Origin of the sequence: Scandinavium sp. M-37 (genome assembly GCF_043558715.1) — a bacterium.
GTDB classification, from domain to species: domain Bacteria; phylum Pseudomonadota; class Gammaproteobacteria; order Enterobacterales; family Enterobacteriaceae; genus Scandinavium; species Scandinavium vulneris_A.
Genome location: NZ_JBIGIN010000019.1, coordinates 30,238 through 50,917 on the forward strand (window position 1 = coordinate 30,238; position 20,680 = coordinate 50,917).

Here is a 20,680-nt window from a genome sequence, read left to right on the forward strand (position 1 = left end):
CCTGCATCCGCAGGGCTTTTCTTTTCGACTAAGGTTTACAGGCGGAAAGTGGCGACGGCCAGGCGCAGTTGCTCAGCCTGTTCTTCCAGTGACGCCGATGCCGAAGCGGACTGTTCCACCAGCGAGGCGTTTTGCTGTGTCACGCTGTCCATCTGTGAAACCGCCAAACTGACCTGTTCAATGCCGCGACTCTGTTCTTCCGAGGCGGTAGTGATTTCGCCCATGATATCGCTCACCCTTGAAACCGCGCGTACGATCTCCTTCATTGTTTCTCCGGCTTCAGAGACCTGATGTGATCCGGTACTGACCTGGTTTACTGAGGTATCAATCAGGCCTTTAATCTCTTTGGCAGCCTGCGCACTGCGGCTGGCCAGGGTGCGAACTTCCCCCGCCACAACGGCAAATCCACGGCCCTGTTCGCCGGCGCGCGCAGCTTCTACCGCCGCATTAAGTGCCAGGATATTGGTCTGGAAAGCAATCCCGTCAATGACGCCGGTGATGTGCGCGATTTGCTGCGAGCTTTCCGCAATTTTCTGCATCGTATCGACCACGTTCCCCACGGCCTGACCGCCGAGCGCGGCGGTGTCCGATGCGGTGCTGGCCAGTTGCGCTGCCTGACGGGCGTTATCGGTATTTTGTTTCACTGTCGCCGTCAGCTGTTCCATGCTGGCGGCCGTTTGCTCCAGCGACGCCGCCTGTTCTTCGGTTCGCGCGGAGAGATCGTTATTGCCCGAAGCAATCTCACTGGCACCGGTGTAAATGGTATCGGAACCGCTGCGCACGGCGTTCACCGTTTGCGCCAGTTCCTGCTGCATATGCGCCAGGCTTTGCGCCAGATGGGTGATTTCAAGGCATCCACGTGCCGGGTTGTGATGCGTCAGGTCGCCGCTGGCGATGATTCGAATATGTTCCACCACCGCTTTCAGCGGCTTCAGCAGCAGATTTTGCAGGCCAAACCAAAGGATAACCAGGGTAATCAGCACCGCGAGAAAAATGCCTGCCAGCGTCCACTGCATCTGGGTAAACGCCTGTTTGTTCATTTCGGTGGCCGCGTGCAGCAGGGTAGTATTTTCGGCGCGCCAGTGAAGGTAGCTGGCTTCCATCGCATCCTGTGCCTGCTGTGCATCCAGATTGCCATACGCGGCATAGTTATCCTGCTGTAAAAAACCGATCGAGGATTTTAATAGCCCGGACATTTGGCGGTAGGTTTTTTCCATTTCGCTGGCGAGCGCTTGTTGCTGCCCTTCGACCAGCGGCAGGTTTTTATACTGGCTGAAATAGGTCTCGGCCTCGGCCAGCGATTTTCCGGCGGTGCCCAGCAGTTCATTAATGGCCCGCAGGGAATCCGGATCGCGTTGGTTTTTCAGAAAGCGAATGGCGACGCGGTTGATGGTCACACGCGTTTTAATCAGGGTATTGACGCTGTCGCCCAGATTTTCCAGCTGTGAATTCAGGATGTCAGATTTTTGAAAGTTGCGCCGATCGCCGTCCACGGCGGAGTAGAACAGTCCCCCACTGACCAGCTGTAAAACGCAAAAAAGGGTTAATACGATAATGATTCCGGTCACGACTCGAAGGTTGTTCAGCACTGTTTTTATCCATTAAATGTTGCGGGCTTATTAACAACATCGGTCGAAACGGCAGAAACTAAAGTCGATTTTTTCACCATTATTAAGATGACAATCTGTCATATTCAGCTAACGTTTGCAGTGTCACAAAAAGAAAATTTCACTGACAAGTAAATGTCACAATTATTCATAACATCATGAAAAATAAATGGAAAAAAGAGATTATTTAACGCAAATTTTCCATGTCATAAAACTGTCATAATTCGTACATTTAACTGTCACCTGTTTGTCCTATTTTGCTCAACGTAGCCACTTAAACAACGATTTACGAAATCCTGCAGGAGACATTATGAAAGTTATGCGTACCACTGTCGCAACTGTTGTCGCCGCGACCTTATCAATGAGCGCTTTCTCTGCCTTTGCAGCAGCAAGCCTGACGGGCGCTGGTGCAACCTTCCCTGCGCCGGTGTATGCCAAATGGGCGGATACCTACCAGAAAGAGACCGGTAACAAGGTCAACTATCAGGGTATCGGCTCCTCCGGTGGTGTGAAGCAAATAACTGCTAACACCGTGGATTTCGGTGCTTCAGATGCACCTCTGTCTGACGACAAACTGGCACAGGAAGGCCTGTTCCAGTTCCCGACTGTGATCGGCGGCGTCGTGCTGGCAGTTAACCTGCCGGGCTTCAAATCCGGTGAACTGGTGCTCGACGGGAAAACCCTGGGTGACATCTATCTGGGCAAAATCAAGAAGTGGGACGATGAAGCCATTGCCAAGCTGAACCCGGGCAAAAAACTGCCTTCTCAGAACATCGCCGTTGTACGTCGTGCTGACGGGTCGGGTACTTCCTTCGTGTTCACCAGCTACCTGGCGAAAGTGAACGAAGAGTGGAAATCCAAAATCGGCGCAGGCTCAACCGTTAACTGGCCGACTGGCCTGGGCGGTAAAGGCAACGACGGCATCGCCGCGTTCGTACAGCGTCTGCCGGGCTCAATCGGTTATGTTGAATATGCTTACGCGAAGCAGAACAACCTGGCTTACACCAAACTGGTTTCCGCCGATGGCAAATCTGTCAGCCCGACCGAAGAGAGCTTTGCCAACGCCGCCAAAGGCGCTGACTGGAGCAAATCCTTCGCGCAGGACCTGACCAACCAGAAAGGCGACGACGTGTGGCCAATCACCTCTACCACCTTCATTCTGGTTCACAAAGATCAGAAGAAGCCGGAGCAGGGTGCTGAAGTACTGAAGTTCTTCGACTGGGCCTACAAAAACGGTGCCAAAGAAGCTAACGCCCTGGATTATGCGTCACTGCCGGACAGCGTGGTTGAGCAGGTACGTGCTGCATGGAAAACCAACGTGAAAGATAGCAGCGGTAAAGCGCTGTACTAACAGGATATTTTTGACGAATATTACAGTTCCGACTGTAGGCCCGGTCAGCGTTAGCGCTACCGGGCGTATTCGTAAGACGTCTTTAACTGAAGAGTAATTTATGGCTGCAACCAAGCCTGCATTTAACCCACCGGGTAAAAAGGGTGACATCATTTTCGGCGTGCTGGTAAAACTGGCGGCGCTGATTGTGCTATTGATGCTCAGCGGCATCATTATCTCCCTGATCGTTTCCGCCTGGCCGAGCATTCAGAAATTTGGTTTTTCGTTCCTGTGGACCAAAGAGTGGGATGCCCCGAATGATATCTACGGTGCGCTGGTGCCAATTTACGGCACGCTGGTCACCTCGATTATTGCCCTGCTGATTGCCGTTCCGGTAAGTTTTGGTATTGCCTTGTTCCTGACGGAGCTGGCCCCGAACTGGCTGAAGCGTCCGCTGGGTATCGCCATTGAACTGTTAGCCGCCATTCCGAGTATCGTGTACGGCATGTGGGGTCTGTTCATCTTCGCCCCGCTGTTCGCGACCTACTTCCAGGAGCCGGTGGGTAATGTGCTTTCCGCTATCCCGTTTGTCGGCGCGCTGTTCTCTGGCCCGGCGTTCGGTATCGGCCTACTGGCGGCGGGGGTTATCCTCGCGATCATGATTATTCCTTACATTGCGGCGGTCATGCGCGATGTGTTCGAACAAACCCCGGTGATGATGAAAGAGTCGGCCTACGGCATTGGCTGCACCACCTGGGAAGTCATCTGGCGTATCGTGCTGCCGTTCACCAAAAATGGGGTCATCGGCGGGGTCATGCTTGGTCTGGGTCGCGCACTGGGTGAAACCATGGCGGTGACCTTTATCATCGGTAACACCTACCAGCTCGACAGTGCCTCGCTGTACATGCCGGGCAACAGCATCACCTCTGCGTTGGCGAATGAATTTGCCGAAGCGGAATCTGGCCTGCACGTTGCGGCATTGATGGAACTGGGCCTGATTCTGTTTGTGATCACCTTTATCGTTCTGGCCGTATCCAAGCTGATGATTAAACGCCTCGCGAAAAACGAGGGGGCACGCTAATGACGACTCTTGAAATGCAAACCACCGCAGCGCTGCTCGAATCCCGCCGCAAAATGCAGGCCCGTCGTCGCTTCAAAAACCGCATCGCCCTGACGCTATCGATGGCGACCATGGTCTTTGGCCTGTTCTGGCTGGTGTGGATCCTGTTCTCAACCGTCACGCGTGGCATCGACGGCATGTCGCTGGCGCTGTTCACCGAAATGACCCCGCCGCCGAATACGGCGGGCGGGGGGCTGGCCAACGCCCTGGCCGGTAGCGGCCTGTTGATCCTGTGGTCGACCGTGATCGGTACGCCGTTGGGCATCATGGCGGGGATTTGGCTGGCGGAATATGGCCGCAAATCCTGGCTTGCCGAAGTGATTCGCTTCATCAACGACATTTTGCTTTCCGCACCGTCTATCGTCGTGGGTCTGTTCGTCTACACCATTGTGGTGGCGAAGATGCAGCACTTCTCCGGTTGGGCGGGGGTGATTGCGCTGGCGCTGTTGCAGGTGCCGATTGTGATTCGAACCACCGAGAACATGCTGAAACTGGTGCCGGACAGCCTGCGTGAAGCGGCGTATGCGCTGGGCACCCCGAAATGGAAAATGATTTCGGCGATTACGCTGAAAGCCTCCATCTCCGGGATCATGACCGGTGTGCTGTTGGCGGTGGCGCGTATCGCGGGTGAAACCGCCCCGCTGCTGTTTACCGCGCTCTCCAATCAATTCTGGAGCACCGACATGATGCAGCCGATTGCCAACCTGCCGGTGACCATTTTCAAATTTGCCATGAGCCCGTTTGCCGAATGGCAACAACTGGCCTGGGCCGGGGTGCTGATCATTACCCTGTGCGTACTGTTGCTTAACATTCTGGCGCGCGTCATTTTCGCGAAGCAGAAACACGGTTAATTTTTACGGCGCGGCGAAAGGCGGCGTCGAATAAGGAAGAGATTGAGATGAGTATGGTTGATACTGCCCCGGGTAAAATTGCTGTTCGCGATTTGAACTTCTACTACGGCAAGTTCCATGCGCTGAAGAACATCAACCTGGACATCGCCAAAAACCAGGTCACCGCGTTCATCGGCCCGTCGGGCTGCGGTAAATCCACCCTGCTGCGTACGTTCAACAAAATGTTTGAACTGTACCCAGAGCAGCGTGCGGAAGGCGAAATTTTGCTGGATGGCGATAATATTCTGACTAACACCCAGGATATCGCCCTGCTGCGTGCCAAAGTGGGGATGGTGTTCCAGAAACCGACCCCGTTCCCGATGTCGATTTATGACAACATCGCTTTTGGCGTGCGTCTGTTTGAAAAGCTGTCGCGTGCCGACATGGACGAGCGTGTGCAATGGGCGTTGACCAAGGCCGCACTTTGGAACGAAACCAAAGATAAGCTGCATCAGAGCGGATATTCTCTCTCCGGTGGTCAGCAGCAGCGTCTGTGTATCGCGCGTGGCATCGCCATTCGTCCGGAAGTGCTGCTGCTTGATGAGCCATGCTCAGCGCTGGACCCGATTTCCACCGGTCGCATTGAAGAGCTGATTACCGAGCTGAAGCAGGATTACACCGTGGTTATCGTGACCCACAACATGCAGCAGGCCGCGCGTTGTTCCGACCACACGGCGTTTATGTATTTGGGTGAACTGATTGAGTTCAGCAACACTGACGATCTGTTCACCAAGCCTGCGAAGAAGCAAACTGAAGATTACATCACTGGCCGCTACGGTTGATTTGCCCTTCATCTTTCAGGCTGTACCCGCGTTGGCTGCCTTTACTCACCCCGGTCACGTAGTTATCTACGCTCCCGGGGATGCGTGCAGTTGCCGCCTTGCTACAGCCAGAAATATTTTGGGCATATGGAGGAACGATGGACAACCTAAATCTAAACAAACACATTTCCGGCCAGTTCAACGCAGAGCTGGAACATATTCGCACTCAGGTGATGACCATGGGCGGGCTGGTGGAGCAGCAGTTATCAGATGCGATCACCGCGATGCACAACCAGGATCAGGAACTGGCCAAGCGCGTTATCGACGGCGATAAGCAGGTCAACATGATGGAAGTGGCGATCGATGAAGCCTGCGTGCGCATCATCGCTAAACGTCAGCCGACCGCCAGCGATCTGCGTCTGGTGATGGCTATCATCAAAACCATCGCCGAGCTGGAACGTATTGGTGACGTTGCGGATAAAATCTGCCGCACCGCGCTGGAGAAATTCTCACAGCAGCATCAGCCGTTGCTGGTAAGCCTCGAATCGCTGGGTCGTCACACCGTGCAGATGTTGCATGACGTCCTCGACGCGTTCGCGCGCATGGATCTTGATGAAGCGGTGCGTATCTATCGTGAAGACAAGAAGGTCGATCAGGAGTACGAAGGCATCGTGCGTCAGCTGATGACGTATATGATGGAAGACTCCCGCACCATTCCAAGCGTTCTGACCGCGCTGTTCTGCGCTCGTTCTATCGAGCGTATCGGCGATCGTTGCCAGAACATTTGCGAATACATCTTCTATTTCGTGAAGGGACAGGATTTCCGTCACGTTGGCGGCGACGAGCTGGACAAGCTGCTGGCGGGCAAAGATCCGAAAGAATAAGTCCCCCCCCCCTCACCCCGACCCTCTCCCCAAAGGGGCGAGGGGGAAAACCGGTTAGGGTGGGGAAAATTTACTGGGTAATCTCCCAACCCCGCGCTTTCCACAGCCCTGGCAGCTCATCCAGTGAGGTAAACGTCGTTACCTTCGGATGGTCGATCGGCTGATTATGCGGATCGGCGCAGAAGTAAAACACCTCCATCCCCGCCGCCACGCCGGACATCGCGCCCGCGCTCGAATCATCCACCAGTATGCAGTTCACCGGGTCGACGTTCATCGCTTTCGCCGCGTGATACATCAGCGCCGGATCGGGTTTCCAGGCCTGAATGTCATACCCGCTAAACAGCTTGTCGGGAAAATGATGCAGCAGACCGGTGTTGCCCAATGAATGCTGCATTTTGCTGACCGGACCGTTGGAGACGATACACATTGGCACCGTCATCGCGTCGAGCAACGCATTCGCCCCATCAATGACTTCCAGTTCGCTGTCGAACAGGCGAGCCACCTCGGCGCGATACACCGGCTCCAGGGTCTCTTTGTGCAGACTCACGCCATACTCGGCGTTAATGGTGTCGATGATCTCGTACAGCTTCACTCCTTTAAAGCGCTTAAAGATCTCTTCAAGCTCCAGGGTGATGCCAAATTCCCGGAACATGTGGACATAGGCCCGGGAGCAAATCACTTCGCTGTCGACGAGCGTGCCATCACAGTCGAAAAATACCGCTTCAATACTGGACATGCCGTTTCCTGTTGTCACAAGTTTAACGTTTACGTAATCCATTTTGCCCGACGCAATCGTTGCCGTATAAGCAAAATCAATGAAAAAAAGTGTGCTCTTACTCTCCCTATTGTCGCATTTTGGTATAGGATAGCGACGAATTTTCCCCTCCTTAGTTTGGAACCAGAAGATGAGCCAACAACAAACCACCCAGACGTCAGGTCAGGGTCTGCTTCAGCGCGTGTTTAAACTGCGCGAGCACGGAACGACGGCCCGCACGGAAGTGATTGCCGGATTCACCACCTTCCTGACGATGGTTTACATCGTTTTTGTGAACCCACAAATTCTGGGCGTGGCTGGCATGGACACGAGCGCCGTCTTCGTCACCACCTGTCTGATTGCCGCCTTCGGTAGCATCATGATGGGTCTGTTTGCCAACCTGCCGGTTGCGCTGGCCCCGGCCATGGGCCTGAACGCCTTCTTCGCCTTCGTAGTGGTGCAGGCGATGGGCCTGCCGTGGCAGGTCGGGATGGGCGCGATTTTCTGGGGGGCCGTTGGCCTGCTGCTGCTGACCATTTTCCGCGTGCGTTACTGGATGATTGCCAATATCCCTATGAGCCTGCGCGTGGGCATCACCAGCGGTATCGGTCTGTTTATCGGTATGATGGGCCTGAAGAACGCTGGGGTGATTGTTGCCAATAAAGACACACTGGTGAGCATCGGCAACCTGACCTCTCACAGCGTACTGCTGGGGATCCTGGGCTTCTTCATCATTGCGATTCTGGCGTCGCGTAACATTCATGCGGCGGTGCTGGTCTCTATCGTGGTGACCACCCTGTTGGGCTGGATGCTGGGCGATGTGCACTATACCGGCATCGTGTCGACGCCACCGGATGTCACTTCGGTGATCGGGCATGTTGATCTGGCGGGGTCCTTTAACCTCGGCCTGGCGGGCGTGATCTTCTCCTTCATGCTGGTCAATCTGTTTGACTCCTCTGGCACCCTGATTGGCGTGACCGACAAAGCGGGTCTCAGCGATGCAAACGGTAAATTCCCGCGCATGAAGCAGGCGCTGTACGTCGACAGTATCTCGTCCGTGGCGGGTTCCTTTATCGGCACCTCTTCCGTTACCGCGTATATTGAATCCTCTTCCGGCGTGTCCGTCGGTGGCCGTACTGGTCTGACCGCGGTGGTCGTAGGCCTGCTGTTCCTGCTGGTGATTTTCCTGTCACCGCTGGCTGGCATGGTGCCGCCTTACGCCGCCGCTGGCGCACTGATTTACGTTGGCGTGCTGATGACCTCAAGCCTGGCGCGCGTGAAGTGGGAAGACCTGACCGAAGCCGTTCCGGCGTTTATTACGGCGGTAATGATGCCGTTCAGCTTCTCAATTACCGAAGGTATCGCGCTGGGCTTCATCTCTTACTGCGTGATGAAAATCGGTACTGGTCGTTTCCGCGATCTCAGCCCGTGCGTGGTGGTGGTTGCCCTGCTGTTCGTCCTGAAGATTGTGTTCATCGATGCCCACTAAGGTGCGATGACGGATACGAAAAAGGCCGGGCGCTTTCGCTTCCCGGCCTTTTTTATTACGCTTTAACCCGTCGGATGTAATCCCCGAACGCGGTCAGCTGACCGCTCAAGTGATCGCGCGTACTCTGATCAACCACTTCGCCCGTCTGCGGGTCGACCTTATTCTGAATAACGCCGCCCATAAACTCCGGCTTGTTCATCACCATCGCATCCAGGAATACCAGAATCTGGCGCAGATGATACTGGCAGCGCGCGCCGCCAATCGCGCCCATTGAGCTGGTCTGAATCAGCACCGGTTTACCGGCCAGCGGCTGTTCAGGCAAACGTGACAGCCAGTCGATGGCATTTTTCAGCCCGCCCGGCACCGAGTAGTTGTACTCCGGAGTGACGATAACTACGCCATCGGCATCACGAATTTGCGCCGCCAGCGCCTCGACGGCAGGCGGGAAACCCTCTTCCTGCTGGATATCGGCATCGTACAGTGGAATGTCGCCAATCGACGGCAGCGCAGAAATGGTCATCCCTGCGGGCGCGAGGCCAGGCAGGGTACGCGCCACCATCCCGTTAAATGAAGCTTTGCGCAGGCTCCCCAATAACGTCACAACTTTTATCGCGTCGGACATGATTACTCCTTTATTTTTCATCATGATGAGTCAGTTCAGTATAAGGGCTTTTTCCGCCGGCAGGCTGGTAAAACGCATCAGGCGCGCGGCGGGTTCACTGGCGCGGAGCTGCATATCCGGCAAACCGCGCCAGCCGTTTTTGCTGTCGAATTCCCAAACCTTCAGGCGCTCAATAGCAGGCGTGGCAGCGATAGACCACACCAGCACGTCCTCGGCGTCACAAATGGCTTCTATCTGCATCAATTTAGCGGCGCGCAGGCGGCCTGAGCCCGGCAACAGCTGAAGCTGCTGCGGCGAGTCTTGATGAATATCGCCGGTGAGTTTGAGGACGCTCTGGCGCAAGGCCAGCAGCTGCGCGCGCGCTTCGTTCGGGTCGGTCTGATTTTTAATCCACAGATTTTCGTTACTGCTAAAAGGATAGGCGCCGGGCGCGGCCGGGCTGTGGAAACTGCGCGTCGCGCGCTGGAGTTCCATATCCAGACCGCACTCGCCTTCGGTGGTCAGCGCAACGCCAACGATATTCCCGGCGTAGGCGATAGAGAAACGCGGCTGGGTGCTGTCGCGAAACACCGGTTTGCCGTCTGGCCGGGTTATGATGTCCGGGAGCTCGCTGATGCCATACAGCATAAACAGCAGTTCGGCGAGTAACGCCCGCGAGGCCAGGAATCGCGCCCGGCGATGCGCAGGCAGCAGGCGTGATTCATTGTGACAGGATGAGGAGAGTCGGACTGAGTGCAGATGCCCATCGGTAAGGATCCCTCTTGCAAAATGCGTTGCCATTATGTCGCTCCGTGATTAATGGTCAGTGGTACTGGAAACTCAGTCTCTATTATTGCCCAGGTTGATGAGGTTTTAATGTGGAATAAGGGCGATGAATAGTGATCGGCCAGCATATTTACATTTCCTTAGGCGCAATAGCCCGCCAGGTCACACATTTTCCCGGCTAATCGCTGAGTACCCCGGATTGAAACGCTTCCCGGTACAGTTGCTTCAGCATCGACTTCATCCAAATAATCTTGGGATTATGGCCGTTGCGCTTATGCCACATCAGGGTGAACGGCACCGCCAGTTTCTGCATCTGTGCTTCGTCTAACGGCATCGGCCGCGTCACCAGTTTCAGGCCGTGCTGTTGATTATAGTGCTGACAGTAATAAGGTGCGGTGGCGAGCAGCGTATGGTCGGGCTGCGCTGCCATAAACATCGAGGCCTCAAAGCCCGGCAGGCTCAGCGCAATTTGGCGCTGGTGGCCTGATTCATTCAACACTTCATCCAGCGCCCAGGTATCGCTCTTTTCCCAGCAGATGCTGATGTGCGGATAGCGCAGGAACGTCTCAAGATTCCACTCTTCCTGTAGCGCCGGATGATCTTCCCGCAGATAAACGCGGGGAACGTCGGTGAACAGCACTTCAAAATCGATAAACCACGGCAGCAGGCTGAGGGATTCCCGCGAGCGCGGATGGCTTTCCCGGCCGGTGAAGCCCAAATCCACCTCACCGCGCACAATCGCGTCCAGCGAATCGTAATCCCAGTTGCGCAGCCGCACGGTGGCCTGGGCATAGCGCTGGTGGATTTGTTGGGTCAGGGCATTAAACACGATCAGCATCAGCGGGGATTCCGCGGCCAGCTCAAAGGTTAGCCCGCGCGGGGTATCGTGATGCGGTTTATCCAGCAGCTGGTGGCTCATCTGCATCCAGTCGGCCAGATCCTGCTCCATGCTGACCGCCAGCGGCGTAGGATGCAGGCCGGTCGGGGTTTTGACAAACAGCGGGTCGTTAAACCAGTCGCGCAGCTTGGCCAGCGATTTGCTGACCGCAGACGGCGTGACGTTCATCCGTTTCGCCGTCTTGCTGACGCTGCGCTCCTGTAACAGAAGTTGCAGGCAAAAGAGTAAGTTAAGATCGAGACTGGTCAGGGATTTTTTCATTGTCCGGCGCGTCCGCGCGGGCGGAAACGAAGATGAGCAACAGGATGCAGACCATGCTACAGCTAATCAGTATCCCGATCAGCATATTCAACGCCCCGACGCCAAAAATGGCGGCCAGCCAGATATACAACGACGAACCGCACACCTGGGCGATACCGAGAACGGAGCTTGCCACCCCAGCGCGCAGCGAGAAGGGGCCGAGTGCCTGGCTCATTGTCACGCCGAACCCGAGTGAGAAGCCCGCACAAATCAGCGTCAAGCCGAACAGCATTCCGGCGGAAGAGCTTGCTGACGCCAGTATCACCGCTGCCACAAAAAACAGCCCTTGGGCGGTTAGCATCAACGTGCGCTGGCGGAATAGCGACAGCGCAAACGGCGTTGAGAAGGCCACCAGCATACTCACCAGCGCGGTCAGCGCCATAATGGTGGAGTATTCGCCACGGTCAAAATGCAGGACTTCCATCAGCAGGACCGGGGAGATATTCACGTAGGTGAGGATCGCGGTCACGCTGAGCGTCGTGATCGCCACGCGGCTGATAAAGAAGCGACTGGTCAGGGATTCAGTCGTCGAAGATGACGTCGTGGCAGGATCCGCGCGGGTGCCCGGATGGGTCTCTTTCAGCACCAGCGTCGACAGCAGGCATACGATTATTCCCATTGCGACCATCACCCAGAACAGGCTTTGCCACGGGAATTTCATCATGATGAGATTGCCGAGAACCGGTGCCAGCACCGGCACGATACAGGTGATGCCGTTCAGCAGCGACAGCACTTTCGCCCGACGACGGTTATCCAGGGTGTCGCGCATAATGGCAAACGCCACCACGTAACAGCCCCCCGCCCCGATGCCCTGAATAAAGCGCCCGGCCAGGAACATATCGCTGGTGACCGCGTTGGCACACAGCGCGGAGGCCAGCGCAAAAACGATGGCACCGCAGATAGCCACCGGCTGTCGTCCGGCTTTGTCCGCAATGCGTCCGGCAATCAGCATCGCTGTGGCCATGCCCGCCAGATAGACCGAAAACGCGATATGTAGCTGCGCTTCGCTGGCCGAAAGGTCCGCCGCGATACGGGGCAGGCCGACCAGATACATATCAATCCCGGAGGGATAAAGCAGAACCAGAGCAAAACTGCAAAACAGGAAGCGGGCCATAGATACCTCACAGGAAAGTTCGGCGAGGATACGGGGCTTTGGCGGCGTACACGAGTTGCCTTTTGGACAACAGTGTTTTCCAGAATGGAAAAACCCACCGGAGCGGTGGGTTTTACGGGAACACAGACGGACTTATTTGCCGATACAGAAGCTCGAAAAGATCCGGCCCAGCAGGTCGTCGGAGGTAAACTCCCCGGTGATTTCGCTTAACGCCTGCTGTGCCAGACGCAGTTCTTCGGCCAGTAGTTCACCCGCCCAGGCACCTAACAGCTGCGCTTTGCCCTGTTGCAGATGGTTGGCCGCCGCTTCAAGCGCCTGCAAATGGCGACGACGGGCGAGGAACCCACCTTCCATGTTGGTCTCAAAGCCCATGCTCTGCTTAAGATGGTTCCGCAGAATATCCACGCCTTCGCCCTGCCGGGCAGAAAGACGAATCAGGGAGTGACCGTTCATCTCGCTTAGGCCCACGTCTTCCCCGGTGATGTCCGCTTTATTACGCACTACGGTTATCGGCAGATTGGCCGGTAAACGGGCGATAAAGTCAGGCCAGATCGCTGCCGGATCGACGGCGGATGTAGTGGTGCTGTCGACCATAAACAGCACCCGATCGGCCTGCTCGATCTCCTGCCAGGCGCGTTCAATACCGATCCGCTCCACTTCATCGCTGGCATCACGTAACCCCGCGGTATCAATGATATGCAGCGGCATACCGTCGATATGAATGTGTTCACGCAGTACGTCACGCGTGGTTCCGGCGATGTCGGTTACGATGGCGGCTTCACGGCCCGCCAGCGCATTCAGCAGGCTCGATTTCCCGGCGTTAGGTCGCCCGGCAATCACCACTTTCATCCCTTCACGCAGCAGGCTGCCCTGACGTGCTTCCGCGCGAACGGCGTCAAGGTCGCCAATAACGGTGTTGAGCTGGGCTTCGATTTTGCCATCGGAGAGGAAATCTATTTCTTCGTCAGGGAAATCAATCGCCGCCTCGACGTAAATTCGCAGATGCGTCAGCGCTTCCACCAGATGATTCACCCGGGCAGAAAACGCGCCCTGTAACGAGTTCATCGCCGAGCGGGCGGCTTGTTCTGAGCTGGCGTCAATCAAGTCGGCGATGGCTTCGGCCTGCGCCAGGTCGAGCTTGTCGTTCAGAAAGGCGCGTTCGGAAAACTCGCCCGGATTGGCGATTCGAATCCCCGGCAGCGTCAGAATGCGTTTAAGCAGTAAATCGAGAATAACCGGGCCGCCGTGGCCCTGCAGCTCCAGCACGTCTTCGCCGGTAAAGGAGTTCGGCCCCGGGAACCATAGGGCAATGCCCTGATCCAGCGTATTGCCTTCGGCATCGCGAAACGGCAGGTAATCGGCGTAACGCGGCTTAGGCAGTTTGCCCAGCACCGCCTGCGCGACCTCGCGAGCTTTCAGGCCGGAAATACGCAGGATACCCACGCCGCCGCGTCCTGGCGGTGTGGCCTGGGCAACAATCGTGTCGTTATGGTTCATGGTTTGTCTCTTTCAATACCTAATAAAAAAGGCGGTCATCTGACCGCCTTCCATTTTAGCGAATGCCTACCGAATCAGGATTTTTTCTTTTCGCGGCTATGCAGACCACGTTTTTCCAGACCACGGTAAATCAGCTGCTGCTGGATAATCGTCACCAGGTTGCTGACGATATAGTACAGCACCAGACCTGACGGGAACCACAGGAAGAACACGGTGAAGATGACCGGCATGAAGGTCATGATCTTCTGCTGCATCGGGTCGGTCACGGTGGTCGGCGACATCTTCTGGATGAAGAACATCGTTACGCCCATCAGGATCGGCAGGATGTAGTACGGGTCCTGTGCGGACAGGTCATGGATCCACAGAGCAAACGGCGCATGGCGCAGTTCAACGGAGCCCATCAGCATGTAGTACAGCGCAAGGAAGATAGGCATCTGAATAATCAGAGGGAAGCAGCCGCCGAGCGGGTTCACTTTCTCTGCTTTATACAGGGCCATCATTTCCTGGCTCTGACGCTGTTTGTCATCGCCCAGACGCTCACGCATAGCCTGAATCTTCGGCTGCAGCATACGCATCTTCGCCATGGAGGTGTACTGCGCTTTGGTCAGCGGGTACATGATGCCACGAACGATAAAGGTGATAACGATAATGGAGAAGCCCCAGTTACCGAGGAAGCTGTGGATAAATTTCAGCAGCTTAAACAGCGGCTGAGAAATGAACCACAACCAGCCATAGTCCACGCTCAGGTCAAGGTGTGGCGCAACGGCCGCCATTTTGTCCTGAATTTCCGGGCCTACCCACAGGGTGCTGGCAAGGCTTGCTGCCTGGCCTGGCTGAACCAGAACCGGCTGAGACTTATAGCCAATCGCCGCAATCCCGTTACCGAGGTTGGCAGTGTAGAAGTTGTTCGAACTGTTGCTGCTCGGCACCCATGCGGTCGCAAAGTACTGCTGCAGCATCGCCACCCAACCGCCTTTAGAACTGATGTTCAGGTTCTCGTTATCCGCGATGGTGTCGAATTTGTATTTCTCATACTTCGCGTCTGGCGTGGAGTACGCCGCGCCGCGGAAGGTATGCATAGTAGACAGGCCGCCGCCTTTGGTATCGAGTTCTGGTGGCAGATTGATAGACTGCTTCAGCTGGCCGAATTCGGAGATTTCCAGCGGTTTATCGCTGGCGTTCTTCACGTCGTAGCCCACGTTCACCGCATATCCACCACGTTTCAGGGTGAAGGTTTTGGTGAAGGTGTTGCCCGCTTTATCGGTGTAAGTCAGCGGAATAGTCAGTTCATTCTGTCCATCAGCCAGAACAAACGCATCTTTATCAATGTTGTACAGCGGACGTGAACCATTAGCCGGGTTATCCGGGCCATCACGACCGGTCAGACCGCTCTGTGCCTGATAGATAAACTGCGGTGAGGTATCCAGTAACTTAAACGGCTCGTTAGAATTCTGAGTTTTCGGATAAGTTAACAGCAGTGCCTGCTCAACATCACCACCACGGGTGTTGATGACGAGTTCCAGCACGTCGGTTTTCACCGTAATCAGTTTTCCCTGGCCACTGGCCGGAACGCCCTGGTCGGCGGCGCTGCCCGCGGCGGTGGTCGTAGTCTGCGTAATCTGCTGCTGAGGCTGAGGATTTTTATCCTGCTCCCATGCCTGCCAGATCATGAAAGACACGAACAACAAAGCGATGATAAGAAGATTGCGTTGCGAATCCATCGTTAGTGTTCTCTGGTGTTTGTTGGTCCTGGTGGGACGGGATCGTCACCACCCGGGTGTAAAGGGTGGCATTTTAATACGCGTTTCACCGTCAACCAACTGCCTTTTATCATCCCAAACCTGCGCAATGCCTCAATTCCGTATTGTGAACAGGTGGGGGTAAAACGGCAGTGTGGCCCGAGTAGCGGACTAATCAGGCGTTGATAGACCCGGATAAGGGCTATCAGGACCCGTGAGCCAGGCGACAGTGACGGCGCCATAATTTTTCCAACGCTTCCGTAAGTGCCCGGTTATCGAGGTCTGCAACCCCTTTCTTAGCTACCACCACGAAATCCATAGCGGGAAGTTCATGCTGACGTAAACGGAAGCTCTCACGCGTCAGACGTTTAATCCGATTGCGTTCATGGGCGCGTTTAACGTTTTTCTTGGCGACAGTAAGACCGATGCGGGGATGCCCCAGCGAATTTAGGCGGCCGAGGATGGTGATTTGCGGCGTGCCAGCCCGTTGCGGCTGCTGGAAGACGAATGTGAAATGAGTGGGAGTTAACAAACGTAACTCCCTGGGAAATGCTAGCTTAACCACTCAGGGGTTAGCTTTATTACTTGGAAACGGTCAGACGAGAACGGCCTTTAGCACGACGACGTGCCAGAACCTGACGACCATTTTTAGTAGCCATACGAGCACGGAAGCCGTGAGAACGGTTGCGCTTCAGTACAGACGGTTGAAAAGTGCGTTTCATGGCGATTTCTACCTAAACTTGAATAAATTCACTGACTTTTGCGTGTACCCGAACGAGTTTCGAACGACTTCCGCTTCAGTGTGGGTGATTAAAGAGGCCGGATTGTAATAATTGTACACTCCGGAGTCAATTCTCTTTACCTTATTTCCCGCGTATTTCCGCACGATTTCGCATGGAAAATGACCGGCTCCGGTACGGGTTAACCTGTAGCTCGCACCGGGTGGAGGATTATAAAGCCTGCCGTTGAAATCGCAAGGATCGCCCGGGATCTTTATTAGATCGATTAAGCAAAAAATTGCCGTCACTCATTAAATTTTCCAATATGCGGGCGAAATCGCCCCTCACCCGAGACAGGATCGTTTACACTTAGCCGGTCTCGATCTTCCCTGTGGATAAATCGGGAAGAATCTGTGAGAAACAGAAGATCTCTGGCTCAGTTTAGGCTATGATCCGCGGTCCCGATCGTTTCCTGGATCCTGAACGGGGTATAACCGCTGATAGCGGTTCGCACGTCACCCTCACCGACCTGTGGGCTGTCCGACGTGTGCCAACAATCATTATTTCAGTTTCACCCTTTTTTTAGTTCGAGTGGAGTCCGCCGTGTCACTTTCGCTTTGGCAGCAGTGTCTTGCCCGATTGCAGGATGAGTTACCAGCCACAGAATTCAGCATGTGGATCCGCCCATTGCAGGCGGAACTAAGCGATAACACGCTGGCATTATATGCACCAAACCGTTTCGTGCTCGATTGGGTAAGGGATAAGTACCTTAATAACATCAACGGACTGTTGAACGATTTCTGCGGTGCCGATGCCCCGCAGCTGCGATTTGAAGTCGGTGCCCGTCCTGCCGTGCAGGTCGTGAAGGAAACCGCGCAGGTCGCAACGGTTCAGGCGCACGCTCAGGTTCAGCAGCAGATCCCTCGCGCCACGCACCAGACGCGATCGGGCTGGGACAACGTTCCTGCCCCGGCAGAGCACTCCTACCGTTCCAACGTCAACGTAAAGCATACCTTTGATAACTTCGTAGAAGGTAAATCGAACCAGTTGGCTCGGGCAGCGGCACGTCAGGTGGCAGATAACCCTGGCGGCGCTTACAACCCTTTATTCCTTTATGGCGGTACGGGTCTCGGTAAAACGCACCTTTTACACGCCGTAGGCAATGGCATCATTGCCCGTAAGCCGAATGCTAAAGTGGTGTACATGCACTCCGAGCGTTTTGTGCAGGACATGGTGAAAGCCCTGCAAAACAACGCCATCGAAGAGTTCAAACGCTACTACCGTTCCGTTGACGCCCTGCTTATCGATGACATTCAGTTCTTTGCCAACAAAGAGCGTTCTCAGGAAGAATTCTTCCACACTTTCAATGCACTGTTGGAAGGGAATCAACAGATCATCCTGACGTCGGATCGCTATCCTAAAGAGATCAACGGCGTTGAAGATCGTCTCAAATCCCGTTTCGGCTGGGGATTAACCGTCGCGATCGAGCCGCCTGAGCTTGAAACGCGAGTGGCGATCCTGATGAAAAAGGCCGACGAGAATGATATCCGTCTGCCTGGCGAAGTGGCGTTCTTCATCGCCAAACGTCTGCGTTCCAACGTGCGTGAGCTTGAAGGCGCACTGAACCGCGTTATCGCCAATGCCAACTTTACCGGCCGGGCGATTACCATCGATTTCGTGCGTGAAGCGCTGCGCGATCTGCTGGCGCTGCAGGAAAAACTGGTCACCATCGACAATATTCAGAAGACGGTGGCGGAGTACTATAAGATCAAAGTGGCGGATCTGCTGTCCAAGCGTCGTTCCCGCTCTGTGGCGCGTCCGCGCCAGATGGCGATGGCGCTGGCCAAAGAACTCACTAACCACAGCCTGCCGGAAATCGGCGATGCGTTTGGTGGCCGCGACCACACGACCGTGCTGCATGCGTGCCGCAAGATCGAGCAGTTGCGTGAAGAAAGCCATGACATCAAAGAAGATTTCTCCAATTTAATCAGAACATTATCTTCGTGACGCTATGAAATTTACCGTTGAACGTGAACATTTATTAAAACCACTGCAGCAGGTAAGTGGCCCATTAGGTGGCCGCCCAACGTTGCCGATTCTGGGCAATCTGCTGTTGCAGGTCGCAGACGGTTCCCTGTCACTGACCGGGACCGACCTTGAAATGGAAATGGTCGCACGCGTCGCGCTGTCCCAGCCGCACGAACCGGGTGCTACTACCGTGCCGGCGCGCAAGTTCTTCGATATTTGCCGTGGTCTGCCGGAAGGCGCTGAAATCGCCGTGCAGCTTGAGGGCGACCGCATGTTGGTGCGCTCTGGCCGCAGCCGTTTCTCGCTGTCCACGTTGCCTGCTGCTGACTTCCCGAACCTCGACGACTGGCAGAGCGAAGTCGAATTCACCGTGGCCCAGGCGACGATGAAACGTCTGATTGAAGCGACCCAGTTCTCAATGGCGCACCAGGACGTTCGCTACTATTTAAACGGCATGCTGTTCGAAACCGAAGGGGAAGAACTGCGTACCGTGGCGACCGACGGTCACCGTCTGGCGGTCTGTTCCATGCCAATTGGCGAAACGTTGCCGAACCATTCGGTTATCGTGCCGCGTAAAGGCGTGATTGAGCTGATGCGTATGCTCGACGGCGGCGAAAACCCAATGCGCGTGCAGATTGGCAGCAACAACATTCGTGCGCACGTGGGTGATTTCATCTTCACCTCTAAACTGGTGGATGGTCGTTTCCCGGACTACCGTCGCGTGTTGCCGAAAAATCCGGATAAACACCTGGATGCAGGCTGCGATATCCTCAAGCAGGCGTTTGCCCGCGCGGCCATTCTCTCGAACGAGAAATTCCGCGGTGTGCGTCTGTATGTCAGCGAAAATCAGCTGAAAATCACCGCCAACAACCCGGAGCAGGAAGAAGCAGAAGAAATTCTGGATGTCACCTACGCCGGGACCGAGATGGAAATCGGCTTCAACGTCAGTTACGTGCTGGATGTGCTCAACGCGCTGAAGTGCGAGAATGTCCGTATTCTGCTGACCGATTCTGTTTCCAGCGTCCAGATTGAAGACGCAGCCAGCCAGAGCGCGGCTTACGTCGTTATGCCAATGAGATTGTAATGGCGTTAACCCGCTTGTTGATCCGCGACTTTCGCAACATCGAGAGCGCGGATCTTGCACTATCCCCTGGCTTTAACTTTCTGGTCGGCGCTAACGGCAGTGGCAAAACCAGCGTGCTGGAAGCCATCTATACGCTCGGCCACGGTCGGGCGTTTCGCAGTTTGCAGATAGGCCGCGTGATCCGCCACGAGCAGGAGTCCTTTGTCTTACACGGGCGCTTGCAGGGCCAGGAACGCGAAATCTCGATTGGCCTCACCAAAGACAAACAGGGCGACAGCAAAGTCCGCATCGACGGCACCGACGGTCACAAGGTGGCCGAGCTGGCGCTGCTGATGCCGATGCAGCTCATCACCCCCGAAGGGTTTACATTACTCAACGGCGGCCCCAAATACAGAAGAGCGTTCCTTGATTGGGGATGCTTTCACAACGAAGCCGGTTTCTTTACCGCCTGGAGCAATCTCAAGCGTTTGCTGAAACAGCGTAACGCCGCATTGCGTCAGGTGACCCGCTACGCGCAGCTGCGCCCGTGGGATCTCGAACTTATTCCGCTGGCAGAGCAAATCAGCCAATGGCGAGCGGAGTACAGCGCAGGCATCGCCGAAGATATGGCAGATACCTGCAAACAGTTTCTTCCTGAGTTCAGTCTCAGCTTTTCTTTCCAGCGTGGCTGGGAAAAAGAGACCGACTATTCTGAGGTGCTTGAACGGAATTTCGAGCGCGATCGTATGCTGACCTACACCGCCCATGGGCCGCACAAAGCGGATTTCCGCATTCGTGCTGATGGCGCACCGGTGGAGGACACACTTTCGCGAGGGCAGCTCAAACTGCTGATGTGCGCCTTACGTCTGGCGCAAGGTGAGTTTCTGACCCGCGAAAGCGGGCGACGCTGCCTGTACCTCATAGATGATTTTGCCTCGGAACTTGATGACGAGCGCCGCGGTCTGTTAGCAAGCAGGCTCAAAGCGACCGAGTCGCAGGTTTTTGTCAGTGCGATTAGCGCTGAACACGTAATGGACATGTCGGACAAAAATTCGAAGATGTTCAGCGTGGAAAAAGGTAAAATAACGGATTAACCCAAG

General features: G+C 55.2%; 20 protein-coding genes. 9 read left to right on the plus strand and 11 right to left on the minus strand.

From position 1 onward, the window contains the following. Positions 1-35: 35 nt before the first annotated feature. Positions 36-1,589 (minus strand): methyl-accepting chemotaxis protein, encoded by a 1,554-nt coding sequence (locus ACG0Z5_RS14710; RefSeq protein WP_394448480.1) that lies wholly within the window; start codon positions 1,587-1,589, stop codon positions 36-38. A 328-nt stretch (positions 1,590-1,917) separates the two neighbouring features. Between ACG0Z5_RS14710 and pstS the strand changes: the two genes are divergently transcribed. The 5 genes from pstS to phoU all read left to right on the plus strand — a co-directional run bounded on the left by pstS (position 1,918) and on the right by phoU (position 6,592). Continuing rightward, the gene (gene pstS / locus ACG0Z5_RS14715) at positions 1,918-2,958 is read left to right on the plus strand and encodes a phosphate ABC transporter substrate-binding protein PstS (RefSeq protein ID WP_394448482.1); all 1,041 of its coding nucleotides are present in this window, start codon (positions 1,918-1,920) and stop codon (positions 2,956-2,958) included. 100 nt (positions 2,959-3,058) lie between these two features. Next, a complete protein-coding gene (gene pstC, locus ACG0Z5_RS14720) occupies positions 3,059-4,018 on the plus strand; it encodes a phosphate ABC transporter permease PstC (RefSeq protein ID WP_394448485.1) in 960 nt (319 codons plus the stop codon). Further along, a complete protein-coding gene (gene pstA, locus ACG0Z5_RS14725; protein ID WP_394448488.1) occupies positions 4,018-4,908 on the plus strand; it encodes a phosphate ABC transporter permease PstA in 891 nt (296 codons plus the stop codon). The genes pstC and pstA overlap by 1 nt, the downstream gene beginning before the upstream one ends. Positions 4,909-4,955: 47 nt before the next feature. Then, positions 4,956-5,729 carry a phosphate ABC transporter ATP-binding protein PstB gene (gene pstB, locus ACG0Z5_RS14730; protein ID WP_319627301.1) on the plus strand — a complete coding sequence of 258 codons (774 nt, stop codon included), beginning with the start codon at positions 4,956-4,958 and terminating at the stop codon, positions 5,727-5,729. A gap of 137 nt (positions 5,730-5,866) precedes the next feature. Further along, positions 5,867-6,592, plus strand: a complete 726-nt coding sequence (gene phoU, locus ACG0Z5_RS14735) for a phosphate signaling complex protein PhoU (protein WP_097162475.1) — start codon at positions 5,867-5,869, stop codon at positions 6,590-6,592. Positions 6,593-6,662: 70 nt separating this feature from the next. Here the strand turns inward: phoU and yieH are convergent, their stop codons facing one another. Next, a complete protein-coding gene (gene yieH / locus ACG0Z5_RS14740; protein WP_394448492.1) occupies positions 6,663-7,328 on the minus strand; it encodes a 6-phosphogluconate phosphatase in 666 nt (221 codons plus the stop codon). A 169-nt stretch (positions 7,329-7,497) separates the two neighbouring features. On the opposite strand from yieH, the gene adeP reads away from it, so the two are divergent. Further along, on the plus strand, positions 7,498-8,835 hold the full coding sequence (gene adeP, locus ACG0Z5_RS14745; protein WP_394448495.1) for an adenine permease AdeP: 1,338 nt from the start codon (positions 7,498-7,500) through the stop codon (positions 8,833-8,835). 55 nt (positions 8,836-8,890) lie between these two features. On the opposite strand, the gene ACG0Z5_RS14750 is transcribed toward adeP, so the two are convergent. From ACG0Z5_RS14750 to rpmH, 9 genes are all read right to left on the minus strand, one after another. Next, positions 8,891-9,457: an NADPH-dependent FMN reductase gene (locus ACG0Z5_RS14750; protein WP_394448498.1), complete on the minus strand. Its 567-nt coding sequence runs from the start codon at positions 9,455-9,457 to the stop codon at positions 8,891-8,893. 30 nt (positions 9,458-9,487) lie between these two features. Beyond that, positions 9,488-10,237: a 4'-phosphopantetheinyl transferase family protein gene (locus ACG0Z5_RS14755; protein WP_394448501.1), complete on the minus strand. Its 750-nt coding sequence runs from the start codon at positions 10,235-10,237 to the stop codon at positions 9,488-9,490. A gap of 163 nt (positions 10,238-10,400) precedes the next feature. Next, positions 10,401-11,381, minus strand: a complete 981-nt coding sequence (yidZ, locus tag ACG0Z5_RS14760; protein WP_394448503.1) for an HTH-type transcriptional regulator YidZ — start codon at positions 11,379-11,381, stop codon at positions 10,401-10,403. Beyond that, complete coding sequence (locus ACG0Z5_RS14765; RefSeq protein WP_394448506.1) at positions 11,350-12,534, minus strand: MFS transporter; 1,185 nt, start codon at positions 12,532-12,534, stop codon at positions 11,350-11,352. The genes yidZ and ACG0Z5_RS14765 overlap by 32 nt, the downstream gene beginning before the upstream one ends. 132 nt (positions 12,535-12,666) lie before the next feature. Further along, a complete protein-coding gene (gene mnmE, locus ACG0Z5_RS14770; RefSeq protein WP_394448509.1) occupies positions 12,667-14,031 on the minus strand; it encodes a tRNA uridine-5-carboxymethylaminomethyl(34) synthesis GTPase MnmE in 1,365 nt (454 codons plus the stop codon). Between the two features lie 74 nt (positions 14,032-14,105). After that, on the minus strand, positions 14,106-15,752 hold the full coding sequence (yidC, locus tag ACG0Z5_RS14775) for a membrane protein insertase YidC (protein ID WP_319627292.1): 1,647 nt from the start codon (positions 15,750-15,752) through the stop codon (positions 14,106-14,108). 2 nt (positions 15,753-15,754) lie between these two features. Next, the gene (gene yidD / locus ACG0Z5_RS14780) at positions 15,755-16,012 is read right to left on the minus strand and encodes a membrane protein insertion efficiency factor YidD (protein WP_394448513.1); all 258 of its coding nucleotides are present in this window, start codon (positions 16,010-16,012) and stop codon (positions 15,755-15,757) included. Next, positions 15,976-16,335 (minus strand): ribonuclease P protein component, encoded by a 360-nt coding sequence (rnpA, locus tag ACG0Z5_RS14785; RefSeq protein WP_156565723.1) that lies wholly within the window; start codon positions 16,333-16,335, stop codon positions 15,976-15,978. Before rnpA ends, yidD begins: the two co-directional genes overlap by 37 nt. 16 nt (positions 16,336-16,351) lie before the next feature. Beyond that, positions 16,352-16,492 carry a 50S ribosomal protein L34 gene (gene rpmH, locus ACG0Z5_RS14790; protein WP_003849659.1) on the minus strand — a complete coding sequence of 47 codons (141 nt, stop codon included), beginning with the start codon at positions 16,490-16,492 and terminating at the stop codon, positions 16,352-16,354. Between the two features lie 600 nt (positions 16,493-17,092). Between rpmH and dnaA the strand changes: the two genes are divergently transcribed. The 3 genes from dnaA to recF are packed head-to-tail and all read left to right on the plus strand — an operon-like array spanning position 17,093 to position 20,674. Further along, entirely contained in the window at positions 17,093-18,496 is a 1,404-nt protein-coding gene (gene dnaA, locus ACG0Z5_RS14795) for a chromosomal replication initiator protein DnaA (protein WP_319627290.1), read from the plus strand. A gap of 4 nt (positions 18,497-18,500) precedes the next feature. Then, on the plus strand, positions 18,501-19,601 hold the full coding sequence (gene dnaN / locus ACG0Z5_RS14800) for a DNA polymerase III subunit beta (RefSeq protein ID WP_319627289.1): 1,101 nt from the start codon (positions 18,501-18,503) through the stop codon (positions 19,599-19,601). Continuing rightward, positions 19,601-20,674: a DNA replication/repair protein RecF gene (recF, locus tag ACG0Z5_RS14805; protein ID WP_319627288.1), complete on the plus strand. Its 1,074-nt coding sequence runs from the start codon at positions 19,601-19,603 to the stop codon at positions 20,672-20,674. Before dnaN ends, recF begins: the two co-directional genes overlap by 1 nt. The last annotated feature ends 6 nt before the right edge of the window (positions 20,675-20,680 follow it).